Source organism: Methanobacterium congolense (assembly GCF_900095295.1).
Taxonomy (GTDB): Archaea; Methanobacteriota; Methanobacteria; order Methanobacteriales; family Methanobacteriaceae; genus Methanobacterium_C; species Methanobacterium_C congolense.
Window position 1 is genome coordinate 1,339,421 of the sequence record NZ_LT607756.1, and the last position, 14,384, is coordinate 1,353,804.

Sequence of the window (14,384 nt, forward strand, 5' to 3'; positions counted from 1 at the left end):
AGATTTAAAATTTGTAAAATAGTTTTAGTCTTAACTTATCCTAACACTATATACTTACGCTCCCGTTATATAAGTTTTGAAGTTTTGTATATTGGATGTCCGATATTTGTGGTCTTTTATACAAACCTGTGAATATAGCACCACATATATAAAAAAATGATCAACATCACGTGAATATAGTTTAAAAGAATTTTCTGAGCTAAAAACATGTTCATGTTATCATAAAATCCATTTCAGTATTTATTAAATAATTTTTAAGCCCTCTATCACTTTTAAACTTATAATCATATAAATAATCCTATTTAAACTATTATTTAACCCCAAAAAGTTTAAATAAGGTTTATTTTTCTTCCAATACCTTTTTATTGTAAGAAGATAAGATAAATCTAATTGTAGATAATAAATGGGACGTTTTAGAGTATTAAAATGTGTAATTAGATTAATATGAATATAGGAAAGGGGTTCTTTTAGATGAATGAAACCAGAGAGGATCTGGAAGATGAAATCACCCGCTTGAATAAGAGGGTCAGGTACCTGGAAAATGAATTGGAAAATTCCAGTAAAAACCACAATTTAATCAAAAAAGAAAGGATGTACAGACTCCTAGCAGACAGCTGTCCAGATGTCATATACAGGATATCCATTCCTAAAGGTCGATATGATTACATCAGCCCATCCTGCCTTAGGGGGTGCGGTCGGACTCAGAAAGAGTTTTATCAGAAACCTCTTCTCATTAGAGAGATGCTCCACCCTGATTGGAAGGATTGTTTCAATGAAACATGGCTCAAACAACTCATTGAAAACTCTGTCTCACAGACTGAGTACCAGATCATCCACAGCTCTGGAGATGTAATTTGGGTGAGTCAGAAGGACGTTGTAATCCGAGATCATGACAAAAATCCCGTTGCGATTCAGGGAATTGCCAGAAACATCACCCCTGAAAAAAGGGCTGAGGATATGGAGCACAGGTTCTCAGACATCATTGAAAACACCCAGGATGCAGTGGTATCAAATGACCTTGAAGGAAGAGTACTCAGCTGGAACAGGGGTGCAGAGGAGATATACGGCTACAGTGAATCTGAGACTATGGGTAAAAATGTAGAGATGTTCACCCCTCCTGGCTGTGACTATGAACTTCCATCCATACTCAAGATGATAAAGGAAGGAGAGATGGTTCGAAACTACCCCACCCTCGGGCTGAAAAAGGATGGTTCCATAATAAACGTTTCCCTCACAGTTTCACCCATAAATGACAGCAATGGGTATATAAAAGGTGTCTCCATCATATCAAGGGATGTTACCCCTGAAAAGAAGGCTGAAAAGGAACTCAAAGAAAGCGAGGAACGTTACAGGCTCTTAGTTGAAAAGGCCCAGGTTGGAATACTCCTCATAGATCCTGATGGAAGGATCATCGACATAAACCCCAAGTTCCTGGAGATGTGCGGTTCAAGGTCAGAGGATGTGAGCAGACGTGTTAACTTGCTCAGAACCCCCGAAGTTGTGAAGTCAGGATTTTCAGGGGACTTCAAAAGGTGTCTTGAAACTGGTGAAGATGTTTCAAGCGAACACAGGTACCTCTCCCAGTGGGGAAAGGAAACCTATTCCCAGTTCCACTTGAACCCCATTAAAGATGAGGATGGTGAGGTCGTGAATGTCCTTGCGACCTTTTCAGACATCACCTACCGTAAAAATATGGAAGAAGCTCTTAAAGAGAGTGAAGAAAAGTTTCGTGAGGTTTTTAACAATGCAAACGATGCAGTTTACCTCCATGAAGTTCTTGATGGAATGCCCGGGCGTTACATAGAAGTCAATGATGTTTCATGCAGCATGCTGGGCTACAAAAGGGAAGAACTCCTTGAAATGACCCCTCAAGATGTTTCATCTGAAGATTCTGATGAAATAGGATCCATGATGGCTGAACTTCTTAAGGATGGCAGTAAAACCTTTGAATCAGAACATTTGACACGTGATGGTGACAGAATACCTGTTGAGGTCAGTTCCCACTGTTTCAAACTCAGAAACAAGGATGTTATTGTTTCAGTGGCCAGGGACATCACCCAGTGGAAGGAAGCTGAAAAGATAGTGCATGATTCCCTTAAAGAGAAGGAGTTACTGCTTCGGGAAATACATCATAGGGTTAAAAACAACTTAATGATCATATCCAGTCTTCTGAACCTGCAGTCCATTCAAATAAACGATACTGAAGTCCTTAAAATGATAAAAGACAGCCAGAGCAGGGCCCGTTCCATGGCAGTCCTCCATGAAAAACTCTACAACAGCAGTGACCTCAAACGCATAAACTTTGGGGAATACATCGAGAGCATCACAGAGTACCTTTTCAACACATACTCCACAAATAACCACGTTTCCCTTAAGATGGATGTGGAATACCTCATGCTTGACATAAACACATGTCTTCCCCTTGGACTCATAGTAAACGAACTGGTGTCAAACAGTCTAAAATATGCTTTTCCAAAGGGTATGAATGGTTGTGTGACTGTGAGGTTCCACAGGAGCCCTGAAAATTATATACTAGAAGTTGAGGATGACGGTGTTGGATTACCTGAAGATATGGACATTGAGCAGGCTGATTCCATGGGGATGAAACTTGTTTCAAACTTCACCAAGCAGTTGAATGGGGAAATGGAATTGATAATGAAAAATGGAACTTGCTTCAGAATAAAGTTTAATGAAGAGGAATTCAGTGCATCGAGTGATATGAATTAAGTCAATTACCGACACTGAACCCAAAGTTATTAATACTTGGTTGATTAATTTTAATATGTCACTCATACATACAAACCCGGTGACTTATGTGAAGGTGGGACCTTCACAACCTCCCTCATTACTGGTTTTCTTAAACTTTTTTTTATTGTGGATCCTTACATAACTGTGACTAAAAGTGTGATTAAAGCTGGAATTTATTCTTTGAACTCCAAAATCATCATTTACCCGGAAAAATCATTTATCAAAATCATCATTTAAAAATAGTTAAAAAGGTTGATTAAAAGGGTTAAAATGTAAGTGATATTCATCTTAACCCAACAAGAATGGTACGATCAAAAACAGAAAACTGTTAGAAATTCCGTGGGAAAAGGTTATGCCAAGAAGGCTACGTGTCTTCTGGAATGCGTAACCATAAAACATTGCCACAGCGAACACAAAGATCAGATCCAGGAATGAGTTCCAGCCTATGTGCATGGCTGTGAATATTAAAGAAGTGTAGATCAGTCCAAATACACATCCAAACACGTTTTCAACGTTTTTCTGAATTATTCCTCTGAAGAGCAGTTCCTCTGCAAATCCTGTTGATATCAGGAGGATCAATGCCCCGAAAAGTACCCATTGTAATGTGAAGTGAGGTATAAGGGGCTGGGGTTTGAGTATGAAGTACTCCACTGTTCCAAGGAGAACTCCAGTCAGGGCCATGAGTATCTGCAGCTTCAGCTTTCCCCACTGAAAGCCTACATTTTTAATTCCGAGTCCCTGAACCTTCATTATAACGTAAGATGCGCCAAAGAGAGGAACTGCTATTATTGGGAACCAGTAAAGTTGTTCTATGTGTACAAGTCCCGGGATGGTGTGTCCAAGGATCCTTATCATTGGTAGTGCCATCATGGACATGAGAAGGTAGGAGAAATTCTGCTCCTTGACAAGCGAAGAATTGATTAGAAGTGCGAAGAGTATTCCTACGTGCATTACAATGCCCATCTCCACACTGTAGTATGCAGTCACAATTTCAGCAGCCATGAGTGCTGCAAGGTATATGATTACAGTTAAAACCTTTCTCTTGAAAGAACGTACATTTGAACGTTTTTTCTTAATTGTTTCAATCAATCTGAGTGTTTCTTCACTGCCGGAGGTGTTCTGGATCTTTTCGTAAACACTGTTTGCCCGCCTGTAATCCATCAGGGCATCCTCCCATGAGCCCTGGAATTCATAGGTTTTGGCCATCAGGGAAAGAACTATTGCTTCCCTTTCATGGTCCTGGTTCTTTCTGAACTTTTTGAGAGCCTTCCTGTAGTAAGACCTTGATAGCTCGTACTCCTCACGTTTTTCATTGACCAGTGCCAGGCCTGTTAATGAGTATCCCTGACCTGTGATGTCTTTAAGCTTCTTGTAAAGTTTCAGTGCCAAACCATAGTGTTCTGAAGATCTGGTGTAATCTCCAAGGTTTACATAAACATCACCCATTTCCAGGAGGGTTTCTGCTTCATCTTCCTTGTCCCCCCACTGTCTGAACAACTTCAAAGCTTTATTGTAACATGACAAAGCAGATTCAAATTCATTGTTTTCCTGTAAATTCTTTGCTTTCTCAAAGAATTCAGATGTTTGCCCTTCTCCCATTAATTCACCATTTGAATTTTAATAATTTTTCCTTGTAACATATTTGAGGCCACAAATTATAAACCTTGCCCATGAAACTAGAAAGTATCACAATAAACATCATCTACTAAATGCAGGCCTAATATTTTATTAATGAAAACTTATATACCAAAAATCATTGAATAAAATTGTGTAAGGAAGGTTAAGGTTTCAAAAAAGATTACCCAGAAAACCTGTAAGGGTAAAACTCGTGAAAGGTTGATGTAAAAAACTAGTTTAAAAATGTAACAAAACTAGTCTATAAAAAAATTAGTTTATAACTTTCATAATGATTTTTACAAGAATAAAAATTGATCAACCCTTGTATAAATTCAAGACTCAATTTTTTATGAATTCATGAAAATTCGTGTTAATTGATGGGGACGCGTTAAGTACAGCTCATAGGTTCATCTTAAGGGATACTGTTGAATTCACTGATGAAATCCATTTTAGCTTTGGATTGAATTCAAATTAGTTATATACTGGTTGGGAAGAAAAAATATGAAAACAATTGCAATAATACCTGCCTACAACGAGGAAATAGGCATAGGTAGCATAATTTTAAATGTTCAGAGGTACGTGGACCATGTGCTGGTTGTTGACGACGGCAGTAACGACAGCACAGCAGACATAGCAGAACTTGCAGGGGCAGAGGTAATCCGACATCATCAGAACCAGGGAAAAGGTGCAGCTTTAAAAACTGGTTTCAGTAGGGTGGGTGGCTACGATGCAGTTGTAACCATCGATGCAGATGGACAGCACAACCCCCAGGAAATACCAAAACTACTTGAACCCATAATCAAAGGTGAAGCAGACCTTGTAAACGGGAGCAGATACATAGAAGGTGGTGAAAAAAACACACCAAAATACAGGCGTGTGGGGCAGAGCGTTCTGGATATTGCAACCAATATGAACGGTAAACTCAATGTTACCGACAGTCAGAGCGGTTTCAGAGCATTTTCAATCAGCACCATACCTGCCTTCAGGTTCAATCTAAGTGGATTTGGAATTGAAAGTGAGATGCTCACAGATGCCTCAAATGCAGGCTTCAGAATAGGGGAAGTTCAGATAGGTGTTAGGTACGATACAGATACCAAAAGAAACCCTATAAAACATGGTGTCGGTGTGCTGGTCAGAATAATACAGGACATGGAATTCAACAGACCTCTTTACTTCTTCACAGTACCTGGTATCATCCTCATCATAATAGGACTTGCTTCAGGCCTTATATTCTTTGGTGATTACCTCGGAGGAACCAGGGCAACCCTGGGACCAACAGTCTTTGCAGCTTTAATCGCGGTTATGGGTGTTTTCATTGCATTCACAGGAATAATACTTGACACAGTTTCAAGATTGATAAAAGAGGCACTGAGTAAATAAACCATTTATAATATGTTTTAGCGGATTTAAAAGGTTTTCATTATAGAATATGTTATTTTAATAATTATTTTAATATTTTTTAAATCCCTTTTATTAATTTTTAAGTTTCATTGATTTATTTTATAAAATTCTCGTTTAAGTCATCACAAGGATAGGATTTATAGTATTAAAGAAAATAAAATTAGATCAACTGAAAGTTGAAGGGTATCTGAAAGTTGAATGGGAATGATTTGGATGGAACTGAAAATATACATACTGACCAGTGGTGATTATGGGGCCCGGATCGTTAACAGCCTTGCTGAGCAGGGTTTTGCAGCAAATATAGTGGGACTGCATGAATTTCCAGAGGATCTGCCGGAGTTCATAGATGATTTTTCAACCCACGTGCCTGAAAACATTCCCTCCTGTGACATGATCCTTGCACTTGACCTCAAAGGAGACATCAACATGGTACTGCCTGTTGTGGCAGATAAAAGTGGTGCAAAGGCTGTTATTGTCCCTATTCATGACCCATCCCAGATTCCATCTGGACTTCAAAGGGAGATAATAGAATCTGCACCTGATGATGTTTTGATACTGTTTCCCAAACCGTTCTGCAGTTTGAAGCCCATGGGAAATCCTTTTGTGGATGCCTTTGCAGAGCACTTTGGAATGCCTGAACTTGAGATACAGGCAAACAACCTCATCAAGAATGTGAAGGTTTTAAGGGGAGCATCCTGTGGTTCAACATGGTACGTTGCAGAGAAGCTGGAGGGACTTCCAGTGGATGAAGCTGAAACTGAATCAGGGAACAAAATCCACAACTACCCCTGTTTGGCTTCAATGACTGCAGATCCAGGGCTTGGTGATACCTTACTGCACATTGCAGGTTACAACATAAAGGAAGCTGTTAAAAGGGGTTTAGGATTTGCATCCAGATCAGCTGTGGTTGTGGAAGAGGACTGTATGGGGGATGCTGACTGTGATCACAACTGCAGGGATGTCTGCCCACAGGTGAAAACAGGCACAGATACTGTGACCATTAAGGACAACGGCAAGGCCCGGATTGACCCTGCTTCATGCGGCTTGTGTGAGATGTGTATAAGGGAATGTCCCTACGCTGCAATTGAACTTGTTGAAAAACGCATCAACCTTTAATGAAGGTGACTATTCTAAATGGAGATAGATCTTTTTTCCCAATCCCATTTTCCAACACAACCCTCCAATACAATAAACTTACTCTACATAAGGCTTATTCTACAAATTTCTGGAACACCATAAGATAACCTATGCTTTACATATAAATAAATACCAGAAGTATCAAAATTCAACCTTAAATAATGCTCAGAGGATTAAAAAGATGAAGGGAAAAGTTGTTTTCATAGGAGGGGGTCCTGGAGACCCTGAACTTTTAACAGTAAAAGCTTACAATGTAATTAAAACTGCAGACGTTATTATCTATGCAGGTTCCCTTGTGAACAGGGAAGTTCTGGACTGTGCAAGGGAGGATGCCCTGATCTACAACAGCGCATCCATGAACCTGGATGAGATCATAGAGGTCATGAGGGAAGAAACCGACAAGGGAAAACTCGTTGCAAGGGTTCACACTGGAGATCCTGCCATCTACGGAGCGATAGGCGAGCAGATGGAGGATCTTAGAAGACTTGAGATACCATTTGAATTGATTCCAGGGGTTAGTTCACTCTTTGCAACTGCAGCTGCCCTTGAAACTGAGCTAACACTTCCTGAGGTTTCTCAGACAGTTATAATCACAAGGCCTGAGGGTCGCACACCTAAACCTGCAGGTGAATCCATTTCAAGTCTTGCAGAGCACGGTGCAACCATGTGCATCTTCCTGGGTGTTCACATGATCGATGAGGTGGTTTCTGATCTTAGAGTCCACTATCCTGCCAAAACCCCTGTTGCAGTGGTTCAGAAGGCATCCTGGCCTGATGAGAAAATAGTGCGTGGAACACTTGAGGATATTGCAGTTAAAGTCATGGAATCTGGAATAGAAAAAACCGCAATGATCGTCGTGGGTGATGTGCTCGGTGCATCCCATGTGACCCCTTCAAAGCTCTACGACAGAACTTTCACACATGAGTACAGGAAGGGCTCAGAATAAGAAAGTTTGAATCAAAGACCATGTAAATCATTAAAGGTTTCTTCAAATAAACAAAAACTATTTTTTTTTTCATGACCCAATTTTTTTATTTATTTTTAAAGTAATATCATTGAAGGAACATTAAAAAAAGATTTGGTTTAAAGTGAAAATGCTCCTTCACGTTGCATATTCACTTATGAGCGAGTAGGTAGCACTTGCAGCATTGTCCAGGTCGCTCTGGATGTAAACATCACTATTATTTTGGTTCCAGTTTGTCCAGCTCACTTCACCCTCTGCCTGACCCTGCTGGAGCAGAGTGTTCATATCTCCGCTTTCGTAGGTTGCGTGGGGTTCAAGAAACATTCCTTCCACTTCGTAGATTGTATGATCAACCTTGGATGCCCCGTTAACTGTGTGGGGTGCGCAGAAGCTGTCAGATATGTAATGGGATGCCACACCAAAGCAGTAGCTTGCGTAGCGGTAGTTACCCTCATCGTAGTTGAGCTTTCCATTGTTCAACCAGTACTGTGCTTTAATGGCGCTGTAGGGCATGTGATGGTTCTGGAAGTCCCTAAACTTCACGTCAGGATCATCTGCACCGTCCCTCATTGCAATTTCACTCAGGTTAGCCTGAACAGAAGGTGAAAGTGAGCTGTAGGCCTCGTCAGCGATCTCGTAGTGGGTTGTAACTGACCATGCAGATGCAGGGGCCACCTGGAAGAGCATGACCATTAAAAGGGGTAACATTAAAAATTTCTTCATTGAACATCTCCATTTGAAAAGGCTTCAATTATCCTTGAATCTTAAACTCATTGTTTATTCTTTAAAAATTATATTGTAATTTGAACATACCAGAATAGTCCTTAAATAAATAAGTCCTGTTTAAATCTTGTAAATAGTTTAAAAAATCTAGATATTTCTTATTTTCAACTTAATTCTTATTAAAGCTAGATGTGTTCATGGTTGTACTTAAAGCTATTGCCCATGATCCCTGAACAAAATTCAGAAAAAATGGGTTGGAAGTGAATGTACCGCCAGAATCCAGTTAAAAATATAAAAAAATAAATAATAAAAGGAGATAATGAGATCACAAAGATGTTTTAGATTAATAGCTTCAATGATTTGAATTGTTGATTTGGAGGTTAGATATGAGCTACTTCAAACCCGATGAAAATATAAACCCAACAGAGAGAAAATTACTCATTGCGTTGAGGGTTTTCCTCCTGGCCGCAGGTATCTACATCACCATATTCGGTGGTGCAACAGGTTCAGAGAGAATATTCGGAGTCCTCATACTGGTGGCCCTTGTGATCATGCATGCACCGTCCTTCTTCACAAGGAACATGATACGTGCCATTCCAGTTGAGATCGAACTTCTTCTTCTTGCAATGGTTCTGTTCGAACTTGTTGGTGGGGATGCAATGGGACTCTACGTGAGAATACCCCACTACGATAACTTCATGCATTTCATGCTGCCCCTTTACGTTGCACTCATAGGTATGATGGCTGTTTACACCCTGTACTTCTACGGCAAGCTGAAGGCCAGTGTACGGGGAATGGCCATCCTTATTGTTATTGTAACCATAGGATTTGGAGCCATGCTTGAGATGGGTGAGTACACCTATGACAAGTACCTCTCCCACACTGTGATAGGGGAGATAACTGGAAACACCCAGATGCAGGGCTCACCAACCCAGAACGCCATTGATGATACAATGAACGACCTATTCACAGACACAGCTGGTGGAATAGTTGGAGCACTCCTTGGTGTGTACTTCATAAGACGAGCAGAGAAACATGGAGACCACTGGCACGTTGCAGATGAGATAGAAGAAATGGGGGAGCCAAGGAAGGAATCCTGAAATCCGGGATGAATTCCTGAACTCATTTTTTTTAGGAAATTTTTTTAAAATTTTTAATTAACTATTTTTTTTAATATAAACTTAATTTTCAAAAAAAAGCCCATAAAATTAGTTTGACTTTAAAAACAAACCTTAAATTAAAAATTAAAATATTATGAATATTTGAACACCTATTAAATAAGCATAACTTTTGATCCTTAAAAAAAGAATAAAAAAGGTTTAAATTGGTTTATTTCTTCCTTGGCGTTAATGTTCCTCCAAGAACAGCTAAAATTGCCAGTACGAGCCCTGTTATTGGCATTCCTGTGGTTTGCATTGGTATTGTTTTTGTTGTTGATGCAGCGTTCACTGTATTACCATTAGAGTTGTTCTGTGCTTTTACGTTGATTGTAAATGGTGTTAGTGGGTCTGTGTTCCTGTTGAATGTTTCTGAGGTTATCGTTGGTGCTATGGCGTAGCTTCCAGTTCCTGATGCCCTCACTGTGAGGTATAAGTAAGGATCTCCAACTGCCACGTTGCTGAGAGTCCATGTTAGGGTCCTGTTGGTTGGATTGTAGGTCCATGTTCCGTTATCAACACTCGCACTTACAAATTCCAAACCAGATGGTATCTGGAAAGATACTGTAACATTGGTTGCATTGTCTGGCCCCTTGTTACTGAGTTTGTAGGTTAACATGAATGTTTCACCAGCAGTTGGGTTCTTTTTGGATGTTGTAGTGTTCAGATACAGGTAGGATACTGGATTCACAGTGAAAAGTTGTGTAACTGTTTGATTATCTGTAGTTGCATTGAGGTTACCTGTTCCTCCGTGTTTTGCAGTGAATAAGGTTGTTGCAATACCATTAACCGTTGTGGCGGTTGCAGGATTGAAAGTTCCCAGCGTACTGCTGTAGGTTACAGGTGTTCCATCAAGTATGTGATTTGTACTAGGATCGAATGAAGTAACCGTAGTGCCATTATAGAGGTTGTTGAAGCTAACTGTGACTAAACTGCTTTGAGTATTGTTAATAGTAGTTGGTGTGGCATTTATTGTCATGTATAACCAGTTTATGGGATTTGACATTCCATATAAGATGCTTGTCCATACAGGATCATTAGAACCCCACCAATTGTACTTAACATCTATAACACCAAACTCATTATAAATAGCACTACCAAGACTTGCAGAGTTATTCACAATACTACTAAAACTAACAACCGTAACCTGATAATTACGATTGTAGATCGCTCCACCATTTGTTGCGCTGTTGCCTGTGAGTGTGCAGTTTGTAACTGTTAAAGTAAGATAATAACTATTGAAGATTGCTCCACCATTTGTTGCATTGTTCTTACTAAGTGTGGAATTTGTAACTGTTACATTACCACCATCATTGAAGATTGCTCCACCATTATTTCTTGCAGTATTGTTCTTAAGTGTGCAGTTTGTAACTCTTACATCACCATAAGTGTAGATCGCTCCACCATTACTTGCGGTGTTGCCTGTGAGTGTGGAATTTGTAACCGTTACATTACTACCACCACCATTGTAGATCGCTCCACCATAATATTCTGCAGTGTTGCCTGTGAGTGTGCAGTTTGTAACTGTTGAAGTACCCATCGCCGCGTTGAAGATTGCTCCACCGGATGCTGCACTGTTGCCTGTGAGTGTGCTTTTAGTTAAAGTTAAAGTTCCATAATTTTCTATGGCTCCACCGTAATATGCTGCACTGTTGTTTTTAATTAGGGAGTTTGTTACTGTTAAATTACCATAATTGCTGATTGCTCCACCATCATTGGCTGCGTTGTTGTTGTTAATTATGGTGCTTGTCACTGTTAATTTACCATTCATATTAATGATTGCTCCACCATTACTTGCAGTGTTGCCTGCGAATGTGGAATTTGTAACTGTTACATTACCACCATCATTATAGATAGCACCACCATAATTGGTTACAGTGTTGCCCGTGAATGTACTATTACCCACAGTCAAACTACCACCATTGTAGATAGCACCACCATTAACATCGGCTTTATTACCCGTGAATGCACTGTTAACCACAGTCAAATTATCATAGTTGCAGATGGCTCCACCACTAACATCGGCTTTATTACCCGTGAATGTACTATTACCCACAGTCAAACTACCACCACCATTGTAGATGGCACCACCATAATTGGTTGCAGTGTTACCTGTGAATGTACTATTACCCACAGTCAAACTACCACCATAGTTGCAGATGGCACCACCATAATTGGTTGCAGTGTTACCTGTGAATGTACTATTACCCACAGTCAAACTACCACCATTGTTGCAGATGGCACCACCACTATTGGCTTTGTTACCTGTGAATGTACTATTACCCACAGTCAAACTACCATCATTATAGATAGCACCACCATTACCATCGGCTTTATTACCCGTGAATGTACTATTACCCACAGTCAAACTACCACCATTGTAGATAGCACCACTGAATACTGCGGTGTTGTTGGTTAGTGTTAGGTTGTTTATGTTGGCTGTTATTCCATTTGCAATGGTGAATATTGGGGTTCCGCTTTGTTGTCCGTTGATTATGGTGTTGTCCTGGTTTTCACCTGTGATTGTCATGTTAGTGTTTATTGTTATTCCAGATTCGTTGTAGGTTCCCTGTGCTATGTGAACTGTTCCGTTTGTTGCTACTGTGCCTGTGGCATTTGTTATGGTCTTTTTTGGCCCGCTTGTAGTGTTATATACTGGCGATAATCCATCCCAACTATCGTTTCCTTGTGTGTTAACATAGATTGTGGAATTATCTGTACCTGCTGCACTTACCGCACTAACACCAAAAGAAAACAAAACCACACACATTAATAACAACAATGGAATTTTAATCGTAATTTGTTTGTTTTTGGTTTCCATTGGTCTTTTTCACCTCCTTCATGCTCGTTCCGGATAAAATATTATCATAGTATCATATCCCAATTAACATAATACATTCACAGTAAATAAAACTTCGGATTTAATAGCCAAAAACACGGAGAATAAAGGCAAATAAAAACAATTAACAAAAAATATCAAATCCATAAGAGATAACACTTTAAATTAAACAGTTCCACAACAGATTAACCAAAATATAAAAATAAAATCCAATATTACCATTTAAAAACTGATTAAATGAACACTCGAATATTCAATAAACATTCAAAATGTTCAATCCCCAAGAAAAGAAGAGATTTTTACAAAAAAATTAAAACAACTCATCTATGCCCTATTTTTTTCCAAGTTCAAGATCATTGAAAAAAAAAATTATAGGGTCTTAGATTTTTCTTGTTGAAAATGAGGATTTTCCTTCTAGTTTTCCACTTTTTAGGGATTAATGTTAGTTTTGTTTTTTAAAATACTTTTTTATTTTTGTTTTATGAGAATAAGTGGGCTTCTAAACCGTTAAATTTAAGTATTGGTGTTTACATAGTTTTATTTGACGATAAAAATGAAGCACCACTTAAATTACAGTAAAGAAGACCCAAACTATATCTTGTTAGGTAAAATATTTAAAATTATCGGTTCCAGAAAATCCCGGACAATAATAGCCTCTAAAGGCGTTAGAAATATTAATATGATGATTTTATCAATTAAAATCATTTTTACTCCTATTTTCTTTAATATAACTGTTGAGTTTGTTGTTTCTGAGTTAAAAAGGGATAAAAAGTTGCGAAAATTCTTCAAAATCAATGATGTTCCAAGTGCTGTTCAAGTTTCAGAATTTTTGGCACGATTTAAACCCGATACGTACATTAAAATGGTAAATAGTATATTAATGCAAATTAAACCACTTAAAAGACGTGGAAAACGGACATTTATTGTTGATGCCACACCGGTGGACTTAGATTACAATATACAACGTAAACATCGTTCTAAAGAATACCTGGAAAAACAGGACCTGAAATGGAGTTATTCATCCTCTTATGGATTTTATATTGGCTTTAAAGCAACTGTTGTCATAGAACATACGTCTGCAATGCCTGTTGCTATTTTAATCCATTCTGGAGCGCCACACGATTCCAAGATATTCGCAGAGATAATGGAAAACCTCCGAAAAAGGCGAATAATTCGAAAAGGAGACATCATACTATTTGATAAAGGATATTACAGCTATAAGAACTATCAAATCGGAATTTCCAAATATAAAATCGTTCCTTTAATTTTTCCCAAAGAAAACTTCAAAATACAAAAATTAGACGACAAGTTAACCTACCCATTACAGGTATTTAAGGATAAAAAGACCGAAAAAAAGTCTAAAAAATTATACAACACGTTAAAAAATGTATTAATCCAAAAAATAGAAAATTGGAAACAATACAAACCCATACGTGGAAAAATCGAAGACTTCTTCAAATTATGCAAATCAGGACTAAGTCTGAAAAAATTACATAAATATACACCCGAATCAGCACAAAGAACAACTATACTAACTGTATTTTTAGCAGGACTACTCACAACAACAGGCTACAACACAAAAACATCCCTACAAAAGCTCTCCGAAACCTAAAAAAACCAAGACCCTAAAAAATTAATATAATGACTAGATTTAGCCATATTAACCTTTAAAAACTTTAATAAATGTTATTATTTTAAAATAAGGCCTCATAAATTAAAAAACAAACATTATTAAATTAATTTTAAAAATAAAAGATAGAGTATTAAAAAGGTTATAAATTAAAGAAAATAATTATGA

Annotated in this window: 9 protein-coding genes; 6 read left to right on the plus strand and 3 right to left on the minus strand. The window is 38.4% G+C overall.

Annotated elements, in window-relative coordinates; genetic code table 11:
* Positions 1-471: 471 nt before the first annotated feature.
* Positions 472-2,727 carry a PAS domain S-box protein gene (locus MCBB_RS06365; RefSeq protein ID WP_084789874.1) on the plus strand — a complete coding sequence of 752 codons (2,256 nt, stop codon included), beginning with the start codon at positions 472-474 and terminating at the stop codon, positions 2,725-2,727.
* Positions 2,728-3,036: 309 nt separating this feature from the next.
* Here the strand turns inward: MCBB_RS06365 and MCBB_RS06370 are convergent, their stop codons facing one another.
* The gene (locus MCBB_RS06370; RefSeq protein WP_071906973.1) at positions 3,037-4,347 is read right to left on the minus strand and encodes a tetratricopeptide repeat protein; all 1,311 of its coding nucleotides are present in this window, start codon (positions 4,345-4,347) and stop codon (positions 3,037-3,039) included.
* A gap of 519 nt (positions 4,348-4,866) precedes the next feature.
* Between MCBB_RS06370 and MCBB_RS06375 the strand changes: the two genes are divergently transcribed.
* From MCBB_RS06375 to cobM, 3 genes are all read left to right on the plus strand, one after another.
* Positions 4,867-5,745, plus strand: a complete 879-nt coding sequence (locus MCBB_RS06375) for a glycosyltransferase family 2 protein (RefSeq protein WP_071906974.1) — start codon at positions 4,867-4,869, stop codon at positions 5,743-5,745.
* A 234-nt stretch (positions 5,746-5,979) separates the two neighbouring features.
* The gene (locus MCBB_RS06380) at positions 5,980-6,882 is read left to right on the plus strand and encodes a DUF166 domain-containing protein (RefSeq protein WP_197668935.1); all 903 of its coding nucleotides are present in this window, start codon (positions 5,980-5,982) and stop codon (positions 6,880-6,882) included.
* A 202-nt stretch (positions 6,883-7,084) separates the two neighbouring features.
* Positions 7,085-7,849, plus strand: coding sequence for a precorrin-4 C(11)-methyltransferase (gene cobM, locus MCBB_RS06385; RefSeq protein ID WP_071906975.1), 765 nt, complete (start codon positions 7,085-7,087; stop codon positions 7,847-7,849).
* Between the two features lie 156 nt (positions 7,850-8,005).
* Here cobM and MCBB_RS06390 read toward each other — a convergent pair whose 3' ends face one another.
* Positions 8,006-8,590, minus strand: coding sequence for a zinc dependent phospholipase C family protein (locus MCBB_RS06390; RefSeq protein WP_071906976.1), 585 nt, complete (start codon positions 8,588-8,590; stop codon positions 8,006-8,008).
* A 386-nt stretch (positions 8,591-8,976) separates the two neighbouring features.
* On the opposite strand from MCBB_RS06390, the gene MCBB_RS06395 reads away from it, so the two are divergent.
* Complete coding sequence (locus tag MCBB_RS06395; RefSeq protein ID WP_071906977.1) at positions 8,977-9,690, plus strand: hypothetical protein; 714 nt, start codon at positions 8,977-8,979, stop codon at positions 9,688-9,690.
* Positions 9,691-9,919: 229 nt separating this feature from the next.
* Here the strand turns inward: MCBB_RS06395 and MCBB_RS06400 are convergent, their stop codons facing one another.
* The gene (locus tag MCBB_RS06400; RefSeq protein ID WP_071906978.1) at positions 9,920-12,568 is read right to left on the minus strand and encodes a right-handed parallel beta-helix repeat-containing protein; all 2,649 of its coding nucleotides are present in this window, start codon (positions 12,566-12,568) and stop codon (positions 9,920-9,922) included.
* 571 nt (positions 12,569-13,139) lie between these two features.
* Here MCBB_RS06400 and MCBB_RS06405 point away from each other — a divergent pair.
* Positions 13,140-14,198, plus strand: a complete 1,059-nt coding sequence (locus MCBB_RS06405; RefSeq protein WP_084789876.1) for a transposase — start codon at positions 13,140-13,142, stop codon at positions 14,196-14,198.
* Positions 14,199-14,384: the final 186 nt, after the last annotated feature.